The sequence below is a fragment of the Arthrobacter sp. SDTb3-6 genome (assembly GCF_013376095.1).
In the GTDB taxonomy this organism is placed as follows: domain Bacteria; phylum Actinomycetota; class Actinomycetes; order Actinomycetales; family Micrococcaceae; genus Specibacter.
The window spans coordinates 47,487-64,501 of the sequence record NZ_JAAMFN010000023.1; the positions used below are offsets into that span (position 1 = coordinate 47,487).

General features: G+C 67.1%; 17 protein-coding genes. 3 read left to right on the forward strand and 14 right to left on the reverse strand.

From position 1 onward, the window contains the following. Positions 1-424 precede the first annotated feature (424 nt). From rplI to rpsF, 4 genes are all read right to left on the reverse strand, one after another. Positions 425-874: a 50S ribosomal protein L9 gene (gene rplI / locus G6035_RS12350; RefSeq protein WP_176617401.1), complete on the reverse strand. Its 450-nt coding sequence runs from the start codon at positions 872-874 to the stop codon at positions 425-427. Positions 875-889: 15 nt separating this feature from the next. Beyond that, the gene (gene rpsR, locus G6035_RS12355; protein ID WP_003800144.1) at positions 890-1,129 is read right to left on the reverse strand and encodes a 30S ribosomal protein S18; all 240 of its coding nucleotides are present in this window, start codon (positions 1,127-1,129) and stop codon (positions 890-892) included. Positions 1,130-1,221: 92 nt separating this feature from the next. After that, complete coding sequence (locus tag G6035_RS12360; RefSeq protein ID WP_176617402.1) at positions 1,222-1,797, reverse strand: single-stranded DNA-binding protein; 576 nt, start codon at positions 1,795-1,797, stop codon at positions 1,222-1,224. A 61-nt stretch (positions 1,798-1,858) separates the two neighbouring features. Continuing rightward, positions 1,859-2,164, reverse strand: coding sequence for a 30S ribosomal protein S6 (gene rpsF / locus G6035_RS12365; protein WP_176617403.1), 306 nt, complete (start codon positions 2,162-2,164; stop codon positions 1,859-1,861). 231 nt (positions 2,165-2,395) lie between these two features. Between rpsF and G6035_RS12370 the strand changes: the two genes are divergently transcribed. After that, positions 2,396-3,037 carry a DUF1345 domain-containing protein gene (locus G6035_RS12370; RefSeq protein WP_256127946.1) on the forward strand — a complete coding sequence of 214 codons (642 nt, stop codon included), beginning with the start codon at positions 2,396-2,398 and terminating at the stop codon, positions 3,035-3,037. Positions 3,038-3,039: 2 nt separating this feature from the next. Here the strand turns inward: G6035_RS12370 and G6035_RS12375 are convergent, their stop codons facing one another. From G6035_RS12375 to G6035_RS12400, 6 genes are read right to left on the reverse strand one after another with little or no spacing between them, the layout of a single operon-like run. Further along, positions 3,040-4,320 (reverse strand): M18 family aminopeptidase, encoded by a 1,281-nt coding sequence (locus G6035_RS12375; protein WP_176617404.1) that lies wholly within the window; start codon positions 4,318-4,320, stop codon positions 3,040-3,042. Positions 4,321-4,370: 50 nt separating this feature from the next. After that, positions 4,371-5,816, reverse strand: coding sequence for an MFS transporter (locus G6035_RS12380; RefSeq protein WP_176617405.1), 1,446 nt, complete (start codon positions 5,814-5,816; stop codon positions 4,371-4,373). Between the two features lie 48 nt (positions 5,817-5,864). Further along, the gene (locus tag G6035_RS12385) at positions 5,865-6,578 is read right to left on the reverse strand and encodes a response regulator transcription factor (RefSeq protein WP_176617406.1); all 714 of its coding nucleotides are present in this window, start codon (positions 6,576-6,578) and stop codon (positions 5,865-5,867) included. A 7-nt stretch (positions 6,579-6,585) separates the two neighbouring features. Further along, positions 6,586-7,872 carry a sensor histidine kinase gene (locus G6035_RS12390; protein WP_256127947.1) on the reverse strand — a complete coding sequence of 429 codons (1,287 nt, stop codon included), beginning with the start codon at positions 7,870-7,872 and terminating at the stop codon, positions 6,586-6,588. Positions 7,873-7,919: 47 nt separating this feature from the next. Beyond that, the gene (locus G6035_RS12395) at positions 7,920-8,825 is read right to left on the reverse strand and encodes an ABC transporter permease (protein WP_176617407.1); all 906 of its coding nucleotides are present in this window, start codon (positions 8,823-8,825) and stop codon (positions 7,920-7,922) included. A gap of 4 nt (positions 8,826-8,829) precedes the next feature. Then, complete coding sequence (locus G6035_RS12400) at positions 8,830-9,777, reverse strand: ABC transporter ATP-binding protein (RefSeq protein ID WP_176617408.1); 948 nt, start codon at positions 9,775-9,777, stop codon at positions 8,830-8,832. Between the two features lie 131 nt (positions 9,778-9,908). Here G6035_RS12400 and G6035_RS20630 point away from each other — a divergent pair, with 131 nt between their 5' ends. Further along, positions 9,909-10,580 (forward strand): phosphatase PAP2 family protein, encoded by a 672-nt coding sequence (locus tag G6035_RS20630; RefSeq protein WP_176617409.1) that lies wholly within the window; start codon positions 9,909-9,911, stop codon positions 10,578-10,580. On the opposite strand, the gene G6035_RS12410 is transcribed toward G6035_RS20630, so the two are convergent. After that, on the reverse strand, positions 10,559-11,797 hold the full coding sequence (locus tag G6035_RS12410) for an MFS transporter (RefSeq protein ID WP_176617410.1): 1,239 nt from the start codon (positions 11,795-11,797) through the stop codon (positions 10,559-10,561). The two genes, G6035_RS20630 and G6035_RS12410, sit on opposite strands and share 22 nt — an antisense overlap. A 14-nt stretch (positions 11,798-11,811) precedes the next feature. After that, positions 11,812-12,417, reverse strand: a complete 606-nt coding sequence (locus G6035_RS12415) for a TetR/AcrR family transcriptional regulator (protein WP_176617411.1) — start codon at positions 12,415-12,417, stop codon at positions 11,812-11,814. 70 nt (positions 12,418-12,487) lie between these two features. Here G6035_RS12415 and G6035_RS12420 point away from each other — a divergent pair, with 70 nt between their 5' ends. Then, positions 12,488-14,968, forward strand: coding sequence for a beta-glucosidase (locus G6035_RS12420; protein WP_176617412.1), 2,481 nt, complete (start codon positions 12,488-12,490; stop codon positions 14,966-14,968). Between the two features lie 7 nt (positions 14,969-14,975). Here the strand turns inward: G6035_RS12420 and G6035_RS12425 are convergent, their stop codons facing one another. Together G6035_RS12425 and G6035_RS20170 are read right to left on the reverse strand one after the other, a co-directional pair. Further along, the gene (locus G6035_RS12425) at positions 14,976-16,658 is read right to left on the reverse strand and encodes an ATP-binding cassette domain-containing protein (RefSeq protein ID WP_176617413.1); all 1,683 of its coding nucleotides are present in this window, start codon (positions 16,656-16,658) and stop codon (positions 14,976-14,978) included. 43 nt (positions 16,659-16,701) lie between these two features. Then, a complete protein-coding gene (locus G6035_RS20170; protein WP_256127948.1) occupies positions 16,702-16,836 on the reverse strand; it encodes a hypothetical protein in 135 nt (44 codons plus the stop codon). Between the last annotated feature and the right edge of the window lie 179 nt (positions 16,837-17,015).

Below are 17,015 nucleotides of genomic sequence, written 5' to 3' on the forward strand. Positions count from 1 at the left end.
CAACTGCCAACCTCGTTGTCCACCGACCCTGTGCATAACTTGTGCATTAAGTGCCATGCCTTGTGCACAGGATGGGGAGAACTATGTGGATAAGCAATGAGTTCCATCACCAATCCGGCTCTGACCTGCACAAACACTCCCCACCGCCTGTGGAGGAAAAGAAATTTTCACATCGCTCCCATCCACAACTTGCATGTTGACAAGGAGGAAAATCAAGGGGTGGGCCCGGGATATCCACAGAAGTATGCCCAGCTGTGAATCACGCAGCCCGACAGGGCGGCGCTGACCTGCAGTTATGTACGAAGGCGCATGTACCAGCCGGTAACAGGACCGCCGCGCTGCGGCGCCGGGCTGGCCGGGAACGCCTGAAGGCCGGCCCCCGCGAACGGGAACCGGCCTTCGGGCTGAAGCGTGAAGCGGGCTGTTAGCCGGCCACGACGTTCAGGGTGATGACGGCGGTGACGTCTTCGTAGAGACGCACGTTTGCCGTGTACTTGCCAACCGTCTTGATGTGGGCGGGCAGTTCAACCTTGCGCTTGTCGATGTTGCCGAGACCGGCAGCAGCAACGGCCTTGGCGACGTCGTCAGTCTTGACGGTGCCGAACAGGCGTCCGGCCTCGCCGGCCTTGACGGTCAGCGTGACCGGCTTGGCGGACAGCTCGGCAGCCTGGGCCTGGGCAGCTTCAACGGAAGCGTGCTCGTGGGCGGCGCGTGCAGCCTTGATGGACTCAACCTGTTTCTCGCCTCCCTTGGACCAGGGCAGGGCGAAGCCGCGGGGCAGAAGGTAGTTACGTGCGTAACCGTTCTTCACCTCGACGATGTCGCCCGAGGTGCCGAGACCGGTTACTTCGTGGGTCAAAATGAGCTTTGCCATGTTTATTTATCTCCCTTAACCGCGGCCAGCGCCGGAGTAGGGCAGCAGTGCAACTTCGCGGGCATTCTTGATTGCCTGGGCGATCTTGCGCTGCTCCTGGACCGTGACGCCCGTGACGCGGCGCGCACGGATCTTTCCACGGTCAGAGATGAACTTGCGCAGCAATGCTACGTCCTTGTAGTCGATGACGGTGATGTCAGCGGCCTTCAAGGGATTGGACTTTGGTTTGGGCTTACGGAGTTCAGCCTTAGCCATCGTGGAGCTCCTTAGTGTTCGTGGAGCCCGTGGATATTAATCCGCGGGATGGTGGGTGTGCGGCGGTTGCCGCACTATGTAAAACGTTGTTGCTAGAAGGGAGGCTCAGAATTGTCCGGGCCGGCACCCCAGCCGCCGGTTGATCCGCCGGGCGTTGCCCACGGATCGGAGGCCGGAGCCGATTGCTGCTGCTGGCCGCCGCCCCAGGGGGCGTTGCCGCCACCCTGCTGGCCGCCGCCAAAACCGCCCTGTCCCCCGCCGGCGTTGCCGCCGCCGAAGTTGTTCCCACCCTGTCCGCCGGAGCGCTGGGTGCGGTTGACCTTGGCGTTGGCGTAACGCAGCGAGGGGCCGATCTCGTCGACCTCAAGCTCCATGACGGTGCGCTTTTCGCCTTCCTTGGTGTCGTAGGTCCGCGACTTCAGCCGGCCGGAGACAATGACGCGGGTGCCCTTGGTAAGGGACTCGGCCACGTTTTCTGCCGCTTCCCGCCAGATCGACGCGCGGAGGAACAGCGTTTCGCCGTCCTTCCACTCGTTGGTTTGGCGGTCAAAGGTCCGCGGAGTGGACGCAACGGTGAAGTTCGCTACTGCTGAACCGCTCGGTGTAAAGCGCAGTTCGGGGTCACTGGTGAGATTGCCAATGACCGTAATAGTGGTTTCGCCTGCCATCTGCTCCTGCTTCCTGCTTGGGTGTTTTCCTACGGTGAAAAACTTGTGGGGCGGGCCGAAATTACTCGGCCACGACCTTCTGGTCTTCCGGACGGATGATCTTGGTGCGCATGATGGTCTCGTTGAGGCCAAGCTGGCGGTCAAGTTCCTGGGCGGTAGCCGGCGTAGCGGTGAAGTTCACCACGGCGTAGATACCTTCGGACTTCTTCTTGATTTCGTACGCCAGGCGGCGACGGCCCCAGATGTCTACCTTTTCGATGGTTCCACCATCGGTGGTGATGACATTGAGGAACTTCTGAAGAGACGACTCTACGGTACGCTCGTCGACCTCGGGGTCGATGATGACCATCAATTCGTAAGGACGCATATGTGAACCCACCTCCTTTGGGCTAAGCGGTTACGGTCTTTCCGTAACAGGAGGTTCATTTGCGGTGCCTGCGGACCCCGTTTGTCCACCGCAAGGTGGGCAGGGGCCGGCACAGACTTATCCATCTTAGCTTACGCACGACGCCGGGCGCTCCCCTTTTCCCGTAAGCCCCGCCACAGCGCGGGGCCGGGCCTGCCCGCGCAGCGGCCCCGCCCGTGGCATGATCTCCCCATGGAAACCACACGTGCCCAACACCGCAAGCGGCGCCTGGCCGTCATGTTCCTGGCCGGGCTGGCCGCGGCGGCGGCCACCGCCGTATTCGGCGCAGGCGTGTACGCCCCCGCCATCGGCTGGTCCGTGGCCGCCTTGATCTACAACCTGTGGGTGTGGCTGGTCATCGCCCCCATGGACAGCCGCCGCACCGCAGCCCACGCGCTGGAGGAAGATCCGGACCGGCGCACCTCGGACCTGCTGATCCTGCTGGCGGCGCTGGGTTCGCTGGCCGCCGTCGTGCTGGTCATGGTGGGCAGCAAGGACGTCACGGGCGGGGCCAGGCTGCTGCTGGCGCTGCTGGCCCTGGCGTGCACGGCCATGTCCTGGCTGCTGGTGCACACGCTGTTCACCCTGCGCTACGCGGAAATCTACTACGCGGGCGAGCCGGGCGGCATCAGCTTCAACCAGGACGAGCCGCCGCAGTACACCGACATCGCCTACATGGCCTTCAGCGTGGGCATGACCTACCAGGTTTCGGACACCAACATCACCACGCGGCCCATGCGTTCTGCGGTGCTGAGGCACAGCCTGCTCGCCTTTGTGTTTGGCACCGGCATCCTGGCCACCACCATCAACCTGGTGGTGAGCCTGGCCTCGTAGCCCTACACCGCCGTGCGGAAGAACGTCTCCGTGATGCGGGCCAGGTGGAAGGGGTCCTCCACCCCGCACAGCTCCCGGGCCGAGTGCATGGACAGCAGGGGCGTGCCCACGTCCACGGTGCGGATGCCCAGGCGGGTGGCCGTCAGCGGGCCGATTGTGGAGCCGCACGGCACATCGTTGTTGGAGACGAATTCCTGGTATGGTGCGCCGGCCGCGCTGCACAGCCCGGCCCAGATGGCGGCACCCGTGGCGTCGGTGGCGTAGCGCTGGTTGGCGTTGATCTTCAGCAGCGGGCCGCCGCCCAGCACCGGCAGGTTCGCCGGGTCGTGGCGCTCGGAGTAGTTCGGGTGGACTGCGTGGCCGGCGTCGGCGGAGAGGCAAAAGGAAGTGCTGAAGGCGCGACGCCGCTCGCTCGCCGAGGCGCCCAGGCCGTCGGACACGCGGACCAGGATGTCCTCGAGGAGGGGGCCGCACGCGCCCGAGCGCGAGCCCGAGCCGATCTCCTCGTGGTCAAAGGCCGCGAGGACGGGAATGACGGTGTCCGCGGCAGTGCCGGGGGCCGCGGCGTTGATGAGCGCCGCCAGGCCGGCGTGGACGGATGTCAGGTTGTCCATCCGGCCGGCGGCAAAGAACTCGTTGTTGGCGCCAAAAACCTGTCCGGGCTGGGTGTCCGCCACCACGATGTCGTAGCCGCCGATGGCGTCGGCGGCCAGGCCGGCCCTCTCGGCCAGCAGCCCCAGCAGGTCCGCCGTGCCGGGGTGGCCCTGGCCCCAGATGGGGTTCATGTGCTGCTGCTTGTCCAGCTTCAGCCCGTCGTTGGCCCCGCGGTCCAGGTGGATGGCCAGCTGCGGGAAGCGCAGGAGCGGCCCGGTGGCCACCAGCGTTTCGGTGCCGTCCAGGTCCACGAGGCGGCCGGCGAACTGGAGCTCGCGGTCCAGCCAGGAGTTCAGCAGCGGCCCGCCATAGACTTCCACGCCGGCCTGGAGCCAGCCGAACCGGCCCGTGGTGGGCTTGGGCTTGAGCTTGAAGGAGGGCGAGTCCGTGTGGGCTCCGAGGATGTTGAACCCGGTGGTGGCGGTGGCGTTCTCCGGCACGGCCCAGGCGATGATGGCGCCGTCGCGGATCACAAAGTGCTTTCCATGGGCGGGCCAGTCGGCGCGTTCGTCCAGCCGGGTGAAGCCGGCCGCCGCCAGCCGCCTGGCCGCTTCATGGGCGGCGTGGAAGCTGGACGGCGACGCTTCTATGAAGTCGCGCAGGTCCTGGATGTGCTCAACGGAAGTCATGCTCCGATTCAATCACGGCTTCCGCGCCGGCAGGCCCCGGCCACCGGCCGTCACGGCGAGATCGCGTCGAGGGGGCGGTTGCGGGTGTGCGGGGTGAACTGGACAAGGATCGAGGCCACCACAATGAACACGGTAATCAGCATGAAGGCCCCGAGGACGGACATGTGCGGCAGGAACGGCGCAATCACCAATACGCCGATGCCACCTCCGATGTGCCCCACACCGTCGACCAGTGCGAATCCGGTGGTCCGCGCCCGGGTCGGGAAACTCTCGGCACTGAGCGCGTACGTCGGGGACACCCACATGTTGAAGCCGGCGAAGATCAGGATGGCGCCAATAAAGGAGATGGTGATGGTGGTTCCGGCCGTGGCGATGAGGAGCGCTCCAATAATCGTCACCGCCGCCCCGATGGGCAGCCAATACCTGCGTTCCAGCTTCTCCACCAGGAAGGACATCACAACGGCCTCGCCCACGAAGCCGATGGTGCCGACGGCGGCTATGACGCCGGCCGCAGGCGGCGAGAAGTGCAGCGCCACCAGGATGCTCGTGAACCCTGAGGCATAGGAGTAAACGGTGATGTAGCCGATAAACCAGATGGCGAACAGCAGCAGGATCCGCCGCAGGTAGAGCGGACTGGTGAACAAGTCGCGGTAGGGGACCTTCGACGGCGGCGGCGGGACGGCGGCGGCGTCGGCAGGGACAGGTTCGCGCAAGGCGCCGTGGCGGATGGCCCGGGACTCCATGCCGCTGACGACCTCATCGGCTTCCTCCACCCTGCCCTGGCCGATCAGCCATCGTGGGGATTCAGGCAGCTGCACCCGCAACAGGATCGCGACCAGCGCCAGGATGGCCCCCACCCCGTACATCCACCGCCAGCCGTTGGCGAACCCCGGTCCCGCCACAGCAAACGGCAGGCCCTGCGGCCATGGTGTGGCGGGCGTGGTGAGGATCAGCCCGAGCCAGATCCCGACGAACGCGCCGAGGGCCGACATGATGAAGATGATGGTGGTGAATTTGGCCCTGGCACGCCGGGGCGCCACCTCGTTGATGTAGGTGTTCACGATGGCCAGGTCGGCACCGATGCCGATGCCGGTGATGATGCGGGCAATGTTGAAATTCACGTACCCTGGGGCAAGGGCGTTGTAGAGCGAACCAAGCCCGGTGATGAGCATGGTGATCAGCAGCATGTTCCGCCGCCCCACCTTGTCCGCGTAAGGACTCAGGACCAAGGTGCCCACCACGTAGCCGGCCAGGTTCAGGACCACCGGGTACGGCAGCGCCTCCAGGGCATTCTCCGGGGTGCAGCCGGGCTTGAGGGCCACACACGTCTGGATGAAGGAGACGTTGATGTCAAAGATGTCGTAAAAAGTGAAAAGGAATCCGAGCCCGATGATTCCGATAAAAACGTAGGACAGCGACCAAACGTCGAGGCGCTCAAGCCTGGCGATGACCAACTGTCCGGGAGTTGCCGCAATTTCTTCTTTCGGAGATGACATGTTAAAATCCCCTGCTCGAAATTAGCTTCTAGGCAATGGTAACCCCGTTTAGTAATCAGGGTTACTGGGTATGACCAGGCCGGTTTCGTAGGCGTACACCACCACCTGGACCCGGTCGCGCAGGTGCAGCTTGGTCAGGATCCGGCGCACGTGGGTCTTCACCGTGGCCTCGGACAGAAACAGCCGGTGGGCGATCTCGGCGTTGGAAAGGCCTTGGGCAATGGCGAGGGCCACTTCCATCTCCCGCGGCGTCAGTTCCTCCAGCAGCGGGTCCCGCCGCGGTTGTGTGCGTGCGGGCTGCGACCTGACAAAGTTTTCCAGCAGGCGCTGCGTGACGCGGGGCGCCACGACGGCGTCGCCGCTGGCCACCAGGCGCACGGCATTGACCAGTTCGGCCGGTGCCACGTCCTTGAGCAGGAACGCGGAGGCGCCGGCCTGCAGCCCGGCAAAGGCGTATTCGTCCAGGTCGAAGGTGGTCAGGATGATGACCCGGGCCTCAGCGGCGGAGCTGCTGATTTTTCCCGTTGCCTCGATCCCGTCCATGAGGGGCATGCGCACGTCCATGAGCACCACGTCAGGTGCCAGGCGGTCAACGGCGGCCAGCGCCTCAATCCCGTTGGAGGCCTCCCCCACCACGCTCAGGTCGTCCTCGCCCTCCAGGATCAGCCGGAATCCCATGCGCAGCAGCGGCTGGTCATCCACCAGCAGGACCTTGATGCTTTGGCGGGTCACCGTGTTCTCCTTGATTGCGGGGGTGGACATCCGGCGCTCAGTCCTGCGCCGCGGCGGGGTGGAGCACCGCGTCCACGGCCCAGCCGCCGGCCGGGGCGGGACCGGCTGTGACGGTGCCGGCGTAGATGCGGGCCCGTTCGCGCATGCCCACCAGCCCATGCCCCGTCCCCATGGAGGCATCCAGCGAGCCGCGCCCGTCGTCGGCCACGGCCACCTTCAGCTGCCCCGCGGCCGGGTTGTTTTCAATGAGCACCTGTACGCGCGAGACCGAGGTGCCGTAGCGCAGCACGTTGGTCAGCGACTCCTGCACAATGCGGTAGACGGTGAGTTGCAGGGCCGGGTCCGGGGGCAGCGACGGTCCGGACTGCGTGACCGACAGCGGCAGCCCGGCCTGCCGGAATCCTTCAAACAGCGCTGCCAGATCCGTCAGGGCCGGCTGCGGGGACCGCGGCTCCGTGCCGGAGTCGTCGCGCAGCACCCCCAGGACGCGGCGCATGTCCGCCAGCGCGGTCCGCCCGGTTCCGGACAGCTGGCCCAGCACGTCCGCCGCCTGCTCCGGGTTCCTTTTCACCACGACGGCGGCGCCGTCGGAAAGTGCCACCATCACGGTCAGGGAGTGGGCCACGACGTCGTGCATTTCGCGGGCAATCCGGTTCCGTTCACCTATGGAGGCCAGCTGGGCATTGCGCACGGCCCATTGGCGCAGTTCGGCCTCGTGTTCGCGGCTGCGCCGCACGGATGCACCCACCCCCGTGGCGATGACGTTGGACAGGAGCGTCGCAATGGCCGTGATGACGTTGCTTTCACCGGCGGTGGGGCCGTTGGCGGTGAGGAATTCGGTGGGAAACTGATAAAAGAGCAGGGTGTAGGCCATGAGCGGGATGGATGCCACGGCGGCGACCGTAAAGCTGAAGATGCCCCGGTAGACCAGGGCCACCACGTACAGCGCGAACCAGACGCTGGCCCCGACATTGCTGGCCGCGGGCACCATGGCAATGTTGATGACTTCAAAGACGAGCAGCACGGCCAGCACGGCCAGGGGCTTGTCCCGCCGGAACATCAGCACAATGCAGGACGCGGCCACCAGGACCAGCTGGACGGGACCGTGGCCGGTCATTCGCGGGCTGATCAGGGCCCCGGCGCTGGCCACCAGGTAGGCCAGGACCACCACCACGTCCATGACGCGGGGATGGTTGTGGAAGTACTTGCGCACCACGCCGCGGCGGCTGGCCGAGAATTCATCGGCCAGCAGTGCGGCGGCGGGTACATCGGCGGGGACGGCGGCCGTTCGTTCCGCAGCCCCCGCCTGGTCATGTGTGCGCATAAGGGTGAGTCTAGAAGGCAGGCTGCAACGCCTGCCACCAGGCCTTCCTAGACGTCACGGGTCTTGAGGCTGATGATGGCCGGCACCGTGACCAGCACGATCCAGCCCAGGAAGATCAGCCCGCCGGACAGGGGGCTGATGAACGCGGCCTTGTCACCAATCTCCAGCATCCGTCCGCCGGCCACGCTGGGGATGTACTGGCCCACGTACTTCCAGAAGTCACCGGGGACCAGGCCCAGGAGCGAGGTGGCGATTTCCAGCAGGAAGAACAGTGCCACCAGGACGATGATGCCCCCGGCCGAGCTGCGGATCAACGTGCCCAGGGACAGGCCGGCCAGGGCAACGCCCGCCACGTAAACGCCGCCCATGAAGATGCTGTAGACCACGCCGTCACGGCCCAGCGACATGTCAATGCCGTATCCGTGCAGGATCGGGATGGAGACCAGGAAGGTGACAAAGGCTGCCACCAAGGTCAGCACATAGGAGACCACCACCAGCACGATGGCCTTGGCGAAGAAGGTTGGCAGCCGCTTGGGCACCGCGGTCATGGTGGAGCGGATCATGCCGGTGCCGAATTCGGAGGCGATCAACAGCACGGCCAGGGCCCCGAGCACCAGGATCCCCAACTGCAGCCCGGCGATGGGGATGCCGTAGATGTTGATGCCTTGGGCGTTGGCGGCGCTGATGGCCTGGTCCAGGGTCAACTTGTGCCCCGCCGCGGCGCCCGGCGAGGGCCGTTCGGCGCCAAACTTCATGAGCTGGTCAATGATCGTGCCGCGCAGGAACGCGGCAATGGTGCCCACGCCCACCACGGCCACAAAGGTGAAGAGCAGGAGCAGTTGGGTGGATCGCAGGGACCGGAACTTGATCCATTCGCTGCGCAGCACGCCCAGGAAAGTCAGTCCGGTTCCGCCGGAAGCGGCGGAATGGGCCGGAATCGTCGTCGTACTCATCTTTTTAGCGTCCCTTCAGTGCGGCGGCCGGCTCGGCCCCGTCATCAAATTCCTGCGAGTGGTACTCCACTGAATCCTTTGTCAGGTCAAAGTAGGCATCTTCCAGGGATGTGGTCAGCGGCGTGAGTTCATAGACCAGCACGCCGTTGTCCAGGGCAAGCCGGGCGATCTGGCGGGAATCAACCCCGGTGACTTCCAGGGTCTCGTTTTCGCTGGACTGGACCTGCACGCCCGGGCCGCTGAGCAGCCGGCCCAGGCGGACGGCCTCTGGGGTGCGGACGCGGACCTTGGCCTGTTGGCTGCCGGCAAGGATCTCGGCTATGGGGGCGTCAGCAATGATCCGGCCCCGGCCAATGACTATGAGGTGGTCGGCCGTCAGCGCCATCTCGCTCATCAGGTGGGAGGAGAGGAACACGGTTTTGCCCTGCCCGGCCAGGTGCCTGGCCAGGTTGCGCACCCACAACACGCCTTCCGGGTCCAGGCCGTTGACGGGTTCGTCCAGGATCAGCGTCTGCGGGTCGCCCAGCAGGGCCGAGGCAATGCCCAGGCGCTGGCCCATGCCGAGGGAGAAGCCGCCGGCCTTTTTCTTGGCGACGGCGGCCAGCCCGGTCATGTCGATGACCTCGTGGACGCGGCTTCTGGGGATGTTGTGCGTGGCGGCCATGGCCAGCAGGTGGTTGTAGGCACTGCGCGAGGTGTGCACGGCCTTGGCGTCAAGCAGCGCTCCCACCTGCCTGAGCGGATCGTGGTGCTTTGCGTACGGCTTGCCATTGACAGTGACGCTGCCGGCGCTGGGCTTGTCCAGGCCCACGATCATGCGCATGGTGGTTGACTTGCCGGCGCCGTTGGGACCGAGGAAGCCCGTCACCATTCCGGGCTTGACCGTGAAGGTGACACCTGCCACCGCGGTCTTGGCGCCGTAGTGCTTGGCGAGGTTTACTGCCTCAATCATGTGGACATCCCCTTGTTTCTCGTGGTCCCTTCAACCGTACGCACCGAAGCTGGCGTTTTCTTCGATCTCAGGGATGAATCAGGGTCCGGCCAGGGTCGTCCCTTTGGATGAGGCGGTCCTAGAATTGCCGGGTGCTTGCCATCGAAAAGTCCAGGCCCCGCCTTCGGCCGTTGCGGGCCCCGCTGCCTGTGCTCCTCTGGGCCTCCGGCCCTGCCCTGGCCGTGGTGCTGGCCGGCGCCCTGGTCCTCTCCGCTTCCGCCGGCCACCCGTTCTTCCAGGCGTACGACGACGCCTGGAATGTTGCGCTGGACGCCTCCCGCACGCCGTGGCTCACCACCGTGAACAAGGTGCTGGATTTTGTCGGCAACACCGGGATGATCCTTTATGGCGCCGCCTTGTTCCTTGCCCTCCTGGTGCGCCACCGCCGCTTGGCGCTGTTCACGGCCGGGGCAAACCTGGGCACCTTGGGCGTCACGCACCTGCTCAAGTTCCTGGTGGGCCGGGACCGCCCCCTGGACCGCCTGGTGCACGTCAGCACCGCTTCATACCCTTCGGGGCATGTAAGTGCCACGGTCGCAGCAATGGTGGCCACCGCCGTCGCGCTGGGACGCCTGTGGATGTGGGCCAGCGGTGCCGTGCTCAGCGTTGCCATGATCTACAGCCGCATGTACCTGGGCGCCCATTGGCTCTCGGACACGATTGCCGGGGCGCTGCTGGGGCTGGGCCTGACGCTCCTGCTATGGGCCCTGGCGCGGGATACATGCCTGGAACGGCATGTAGTTCAGCGGCCGCTGCCCTCATAGGCTGCATGAGCTTCGGCCGGCAGCGGCCTGGCAGCCGGGGCGGTGAGGATCGAGGCGATGATCGCCACGCCGATCGCCAGCAGCGCCCGGCGGACGGTGACGTGGTCGCCCAGGAAACCCAGCAGCGGCGGGCCGGCCAGGAAGGCAACGTAGCCGATGGTGGAAACCACGGATACGCGGGCGGCGGCCTTGGCAGGATCGTCGGCGGCGGCCGACATGCCCATGGGGAAGCCCAGCGCCGCCCCCGCACCCCAGAAGACCGCGCCCAGGCCCGCAAGCCAGATGTCCGGCGCCATGACAAAGAGCACCAGCCCCACCAAGGCGGCGCCGAGGCTGCCGTAGAGGACCGGCACGCGGCCGTAGGCGTCGATGAAACGGCCGCCGAAGAACCGGAACGCCGTCATGGAGGCCACGAAGACGGCGAACATGATGGCGCCGCCCGATTCGGTGGCCCCGATCCCGTCCACGGTGGCCTTGGCGATCCAGTCGTTCGCGGCGCCCTCGGTCAGGGCGGCGCCGAGGACCACGAGCCCCACCATGAGAGTGCGGCTTTCCGACCAGGCGCTGCGGCCCTTCGCCGGGGCGGCCCCCGCCGGCGCTTCCGCCGGTGCTTCCGCTGGTGCTGCTTCCGCCGCCGGCCCGCCGGCGGCCCGCGGCAGGAAGTGCCGCGGCACGGTGAGCATGGCGGCCACCACCAGCACCACGATGGCAAACAGGTGCGCTGACATGCTCACGTGCAGGGCGGACAGCCCGGCGCCGACGAGCGCACCCAGCAGGGCCCCTCCGCTGAAGCCCGCGTGGAACCGGGGCATGATGGTCCTGCCCAGGTGCCGTTCGACGTCGGCGCCCTCCACGTTTTGCGACACGTCCCACAGCCCGATTCCCACGCCAAAGAAAAACAGTCCCACGGCGGTCAGGGGGACCGAGCCCAGGGCCAGCGAGGTGGCGATGATAAGCCCGCCAAAGGAGGAGGTGAAGCCGCCCGTCCGCACCGTGGACGCCGTGCCCAGGCGCCCCACCACGGTCCCGGCCAGCGGCAGTGCAATGACGGAGCCGGCGGCGATGGTCAGCAGCAGCAGCCCCATCTCCCCGGCGGTCAGGCCCAGGACCCGTGTGACGGCAGGGATCCGGGCGGCCCAGCTGGCAAAGACAAAGCCGTTGATGGCAAAAACGGCAAAGGTGGCCATGGCCGCGTGGCGGACCGGCTGCTTGGGCATGATGGGACTGGCTTTCACTGGTTGTTGGGCACTGCTGGCGGGGCGAACAAGGTGGTGGCCAGCGAATCCAGGTCCCGGGCCATGTCGAGGGTTTTGTCGTACATCCACTGCAGCTGCAGCCCGTCCGACGCCGCCACCAGCAGCCTGGCGAGGACCACGGCCGGCAGGTCGGTGCGCAGTGTGCCCGCTTCCTGCCTGGCGGCGATGTCGCGGGCCGCGTTGTCCACAACGGCCTTGAACCGGTTGTGGAAGTACTCGTGGGATGCGTGGTCCGGCGCGCTGGCCGTGGCCGACGCCACGGCATACAGCGTGGTCAGTCCCGGCTGGGCGGCATTGCGCCGCGCCACGGCGGGCAGTGCGGACACCATGTCCCCGCCCTCCCCGCCCAGGTCCCGGTGGGCGCGCCTGTCGCGTTCCTCCAGTACGGCCGTGAGCAGTTCCTGCTTGGTGCCAAAGTAATGGAAAAGGGTGGATTCGCGGACGCCCACCAGCTCGGCGACGCGCCTGAGGGCCGTCCCCTCGAACCCTTCCGTGGCGAAGACGTCCGTGGCGGTCTGGATGATTTGTTCCCGGCGTTCAACGCCCTTGGCGTACCTCCCGCGGGATGGCGGAACCAACATGCCGCCCAGTCTATGTCACGGCCCGGATCAAAATCTAGTCAGACTTTGTTTTTGTCGGTACGCTGGCCGCATGACTTCCACGCCCCGTCCCGAACCGCTGGCCGCCACCGATGCCCGGCTGCGCACGCTCGCCGAGTCCCTGACCCTGGAGCAGCAGGTTTCGCTGCTGACCGGGGCCGATGTGTGGTCCACGCGCGCCATCCCGGAGATCGGGCTGGGCCGGGTCGTGCTCTCCGACGGCCCGGCCGGCGTCCGCGGGGAGGACTTCGACGAACGGCACGACTCCGTGTCGCTGCCGTCGGGATCCGCCCTGGGCGCCACCTGGAGCAGGGACGTGGCCCGGCGCTACGGGCAGGTGCTCGGGCAGGAGGCCCGCCGCAAGGGCGTCCACGCCATCCTCGGCCCCACCATCAACCTCCACCGTTCGCCACTGGGCGGACGCCATTTTGAGGCCCTCAGCGAGGACCCCCTGCTGACCGCTTCGCTCGCCGCCGCCTATGTGGAGGGCGTGCAGTCAATGGGGGTTGGCGCCACACCCAAGCACTACCTCGCCAACGAGGCGGAGACCGACCGGTTCACGGCGGATTCCGTCGTGGCCGGGCGGCCGCTGCGCGAACTGTACCTGGCCGCGTTCGAAGAGGCCGTCACGGCGGCCCGGGCCTGGCTGGTCATGAGCTCCTACAACTCCATCAACGGCACCACCGCCAGCGAAAATGACCTGCTGGAGACGCCGCTGTCCACGGAATGGGGGTTCGACGGCGTCGTGGTCTCCGACTGGACCGCCGTCCGCTCGGTGGAGGCCGCCAACGCCAGCCAGGACCTGGAAATGCCCGGTCCCGTGGGCCATTGGGGCCCCGCCCTGGTGGCTGCCGTCGAGGACGGGCGCGTGCCCCGGGCCAGGATCACCGAAAAGGTCACCCGGATCCTGCGCCTGGCCGCCCGGGTGGGCGTGCTGGACGGTTTTGAACCGGCCGTCGCCGCTCCCGCCGGAAAATACGACGGCGCCGCCCTGGCCCGCGAAGCCGCCACCCGGGGTGCCGTCCTGCTCCGCAACGAGGGCGGGCTGCTCCCCCTCGACCCTGCCTCACTGCGCAGGGTGGCGGTGATCGGGCACAACGCCGAGCAGGCCCGCACGCAGGGCGGCGGCAGCGCCACGGTCCAGCCCAGGCACACCGTCTCCCCGCTGGAAGGGCTGCGCAAGGCACTGCCGGCGGACGCCGTCGTCCATTACAGCCGCGGCGCCAAGGTGGCCGAGGGGCTGCAGGAATTCCCACGTATGGAACTGCACAACCCGGTGGGCAACGTCCCGGGGCTGCGGGTGACCTTCCTCGACGCGGCCGGGGCGGAGATCGGCGGCGAGGACCGGCTGGCCTCGCGCCTGGTCTGGTTTGGAGCCGGCATCCCCGAGGGAACGGCCGCGATCCGGCTGGACACGGTGTGGACGGCGCCCGGGGCGGGCCTGCACACGATCGGCATCGGCACGGTGGGGCGGGTCCGGCTGAGCGTGGATGGCGCCGAGGTGTTTGACGATGAGCTCACGGACCACACCAACGTGCTGGGAGCGGCCCTTTTCGACCCGCCCCGGCGCACCTTGGGCGTCACGACGGCGGCCGGGGGCGGGGTGGCGCTGTCTGCGCTGTACCGGCTGCCCGCCGGCCCGGGCATCCCGCTGACGGCCATCCTGCTCGGCGAGGAAACCATGGTTGCGGACCCCGAGGCGGAAATTGCCGAGGCGGTGGAAAATGCCCGCACCGCGGACGTCGCCGTCGTCGTGGTGGGCACCAATGCGGCCATCGAGTCCGAGGGCTTCGACCGCCAAAACCTGGACCTGCCCGGCCGCCAGGACGCGCTGGTGGAGGCGGTTGCCGCCGTGAACCCGCGCACCGTGGTGGTGGTGAACTCGGGCTCGCCGGTGCTCATGCCCTGGCGCGAAAAGGTCGCTGCGGTGCTGCTGGGCTGGTTCGGCGGGCAGGAATTTGGCGATGCCGTCGCACACATCCTTCTGGGCACAGCGGAGCCCGGCGGGCGCCTGCCCACCTCCTGGCCGGCCGCCCTGGAGGACGTGCCGGTGCTGGACACGACCCCGGTGGACGGCCGGCTGGTGTACGGGGAGGGGATCCACCTCGGCTACCGGGCCTGGCTGAAGCAGCAGGCGGCCGGGGGTGCCGCGCCGGCGTATCCGTTTGGTTTTGGGCTCGGCTACACCACCTTTGCCCTGGGCGCGCCGTCCCTGCCGGCCGCGGTGGATGTTGGCGGGGACGTGGAAGTCAGCGTGCCCGTCACGAACACCGGGAGCCGCGCCGGCCGCGCCGTCGTCCAGGTCTACCTCGCCCGGCCCGATTCAGCGGTTGACCGCCCGGTGCGCTGGTTGGCCGGCTACAAGGACACGGTGCTCGACGCCGGGGCGTCCGGCACGGTCGCCATCCGGGTTCCGGCCCGCTCCCTCGCCCACTACGACGGCGGCTGGCAGCAGGAGCGCGGTGTCTTCACCGTGCTGGTGGGCCGGCATCTGGAGGATGATTTCCAGGTGGCGGAGGTGGAAGTCCGGTAGCGCGGCCCTACCGGGCCCGCTCGACGCGTTTTTCGTCCCAGACAGGTTCCCCGGTTTCGTAGACCTTGCCGTCGGAGCCGAAGACCAGGAAACGGTCAAAGGAGCGGGCAAACCAGCGGTCGTGCGTGACGGCCAGGACGGTTCCTTCGAAGGAGTCGATGGCCTTTTCGAGCGCTTCGGCCGAATGCAGGTCCAGGTTGTCGGTGGGCTCGTCCAGCAGCAGGAGCGTGGCACCGGAGAGTTCCAGCAACAGGATCTGGAACCGGGCCTGCTGGCCGCCGGAGAGGGAATCATATTTCTGCTCGGAACTGGACGCGAGGCCGTACCGGTCCAGGGCGCCGGCGGCGGCTTCCCGGCCCAGGCCCGAGCGGTGTTCGTCGCCACGGTGCAGAATCTCCAGCAAGGTCCGGCCCAGCAGGTCTGGCCGGGCATGCGTCTGGGCGAAGAATCCGGGCCGGATCCTTGCGCCAAGCTTCACGGTGCCTTCGTGCGGGACGTGGGCAATTTCGACGTCGGAGACGGGCTCGTGTTCCTTGTCCGGATCGGATCCGCCGGCCGCCAGCAGCCGCAGGAAGTGGCTCTTGCCGGAACCGTTGGAGCCGAGCACACCCACGCGGTCGCCGAACCAGATCTCGGTGCTGAACGGTTTCATCAGCCCTGTGAGTTCCAGTTTCGTGGCGACGATGGCGCGCTTGGCCGTGCGCCCGCCCTTGAGCCGCATCTTCACGTTCTGCTCGATGGGCAGGGCCTCGGGCGGACCTTTCTCGAGGAACTGCGCCAGCCGGCTTTGCGCGGCTTGGTAGCGGTTGGCCATGTCCGAGCGGAATGCCGCCTTGGTCTTGTACATGTTGACGAGTTCCTTGAGCTTGACGTGCTCCTCGTCCCAGCGCTTGCGCAACTCCTCAAAGCGGGCGTTACGGTCTTCACGGGCCTTTACGTAGGACTCGAAGCCGCCGCCGTGCGTCCAGCTCGAGGCACCGTTGATGCCAGGTTCCAGCGTGACAATCCTGTCCGCGGCATTGGCCAGCAGTTCCCTGTCGTGGCTGACGAACAGCACCGACTTGTCCGATTCACCCATTTTCGCTTCCAGCCAGCGCTTGCCAGGCACGTCAAGGTAGTTGTCCGGCTCATCCAGCAACAGGAGCTCATCGGGTCCGGCAAACAGCGCTTCCAGCACCAGGCGCTTTTGCTCGCCGCCGCTCAGCGACGACGCCTTGCGGTACTGGGCACTGTAGAAATCCATGCCCATGGCGGCCATGGTGACCTCGTCCCACGTGGTTTCCATCTCGTAGCCGCCCACGTCGCCCCAGTCGGCGATCGCCTGGGCATAGGCCATCTGGCTGGGCTCGTCGTCGCGCTCCAGCATGGCTTCCTCGGCCGCGTCCACGGCCTTTCCCGCGGCAGCGATGTTCGGCGAGGCCACGGAAAGCAGCAGGTCGCGGACGGTGCTGTCATCCCGGACCTGGCCCACGAACTGGCGCATGACACCCATGCTGCCCGAACGCGAGACGGCACCCTCGTCAGCCTTGATGTCCTGGCAGATGATCCGCAGCAGGGTGGTCTTGCCTGTGCCGTTCGGACCGATGAGCGCCGTCTTGGTGCCGTCCGAGACGCGGAAGTTCACCCCGTTCAGCAGCTGCCGGCCGTCGGAGAGAAAGTAGTCAATGTTTGCAACGTCGATGTGTCCCACTGGTTAATCCTCCCATCTGCAAGAGGCGGGGATATCCCCACGGCTAATCCGGGGTCCCCGAGTGGTGGCTGGTGGGGTGGTCGGTGAGGTGTTCGAGGGGGCTGTGGTTGAGGTCGGACCGGGTGCCGGCGGTGTGTGCGCTGCTGGTGGCCGGGGTGGTGAGGTGTTTTTGAGCCATTTTGGGTAGGCGGGTCCCGGGGCGGGGGCTTGCTGGGGTGGGTGGCAGGTGCCGGTCGGGGATGTCCAGCCGATGCGTCCGTCTGCTGTGTTGCGGGGTTTCCAGCCGCGCAGCCGGATCCCGGCCCGGTCGGGGTCGCGGTCCTGCCGGTAGCGGCCGTGGCGGTCCTTGTCGTCGCC

Bases quoted from the DNA above. Each gene is read 5' to 3' on its own strand.
- G6035_RS12380 (WP_176617405.1), bottom strand. From the start codon at position 5,816: ATGTCATCTCCGAAAGAAGAAATTGCGGCAACTCCCGGACAGTTGGTC.
- rpsR (WP_003800144.1), bottom strand. From the start codon at position 1,129: ATGGCTAAGGCTGAACTCCGTAAGCCCAAACCAAAGTCCAATCCCTTG.
- G6035_RS12370 (WP_256127946.1), top strand. From the start codon at position 2,396: ATGGAAACCACACGTGCCCAACACCGCAAGCGGCGCCTGGCCGTCATG.
- G6035_RS12375 (WP_176617404.1), bottom strand. From the start codon at position 4,320: ATGACTTCCGTTGAGCACATCCAGGACCTGCGCGACTTCATAGAAGCG.
- G6035_RS12390 (WP_256127947.1), bottom strand. From the start codon at position 7,872: ATGCGCACACATGACCAGGCGGGGGCTGCGGAACGAACGGCCGCCGTC.
- G6035_RS12385 (WP_176617406.1), bottom strand. From the start codon at position 6,578: ATGTCCACCCCCGCAATCAAGGAGAACACGGTGACCCGCCAAAGCATC.
- rplI (WP_176617401.1), bottom strand. From the start codon at position 874: ATGGCAAAGCTCATTTTGACCCACGAAGTAACCGGTCTCGGCACCTCG.
- G6035_RS20170 (WP_256127948.1), bottom strand. From the start codon at position 16,836: ATGGCTCAAAAACACCTCACCACCCCGGCCACCAGCAGCGCACACACC.
- G6035_RS12420 (WP_176617412.1), top strand. From the start codon at position 12,488: ATGACTTCCACGCCCCGTCCCGAACCGCTGGCCGCCACCGATGCCCGG.
- G6035_RS12400 (WP_176617408.1), bottom strand. From the start codon at position 9,777: ATGATTGAGGCAGTAAACCTCGCCAAGCACTACGGCGCCAAGACCGCG.
- rpsF (WP_176617403.1), bottom strand. From the start codon at position 2,164: ATGCGTCCTTACGAATTGATGGTCATCATCGACCCCGAGGTCGACGAG.
- G6035_RS12415 (WP_176617411.1), bottom strand. From the start codon at position 12,417: ATGTTGGTTCCGCCATCCCGCGGGAGGTACGCCAAGGGCGTTGAACGC.
- G6035_RS12395 (WP_176617407.1), bottom strand. From the start codon at position 8,825: ATGAGTACGACGACGATTCCGGCCCATTCCGCCGCTTCCGGCGGAACC.
- G6035_RS12410 (WP_176617410.1), bottom strand. From the start codon at position 11,797: ATGCCCAAGCAGCCGGTCCGCCACGCGGCCATGGCCACCTTTGCCGTT.
- G6035_RS12360 (WP_176617402.1), bottom strand. From the start codon at position 1,797: ATGGCAGGCGAAACCACTATTACGGTCATTGGCAATCTCACCAGTGAC.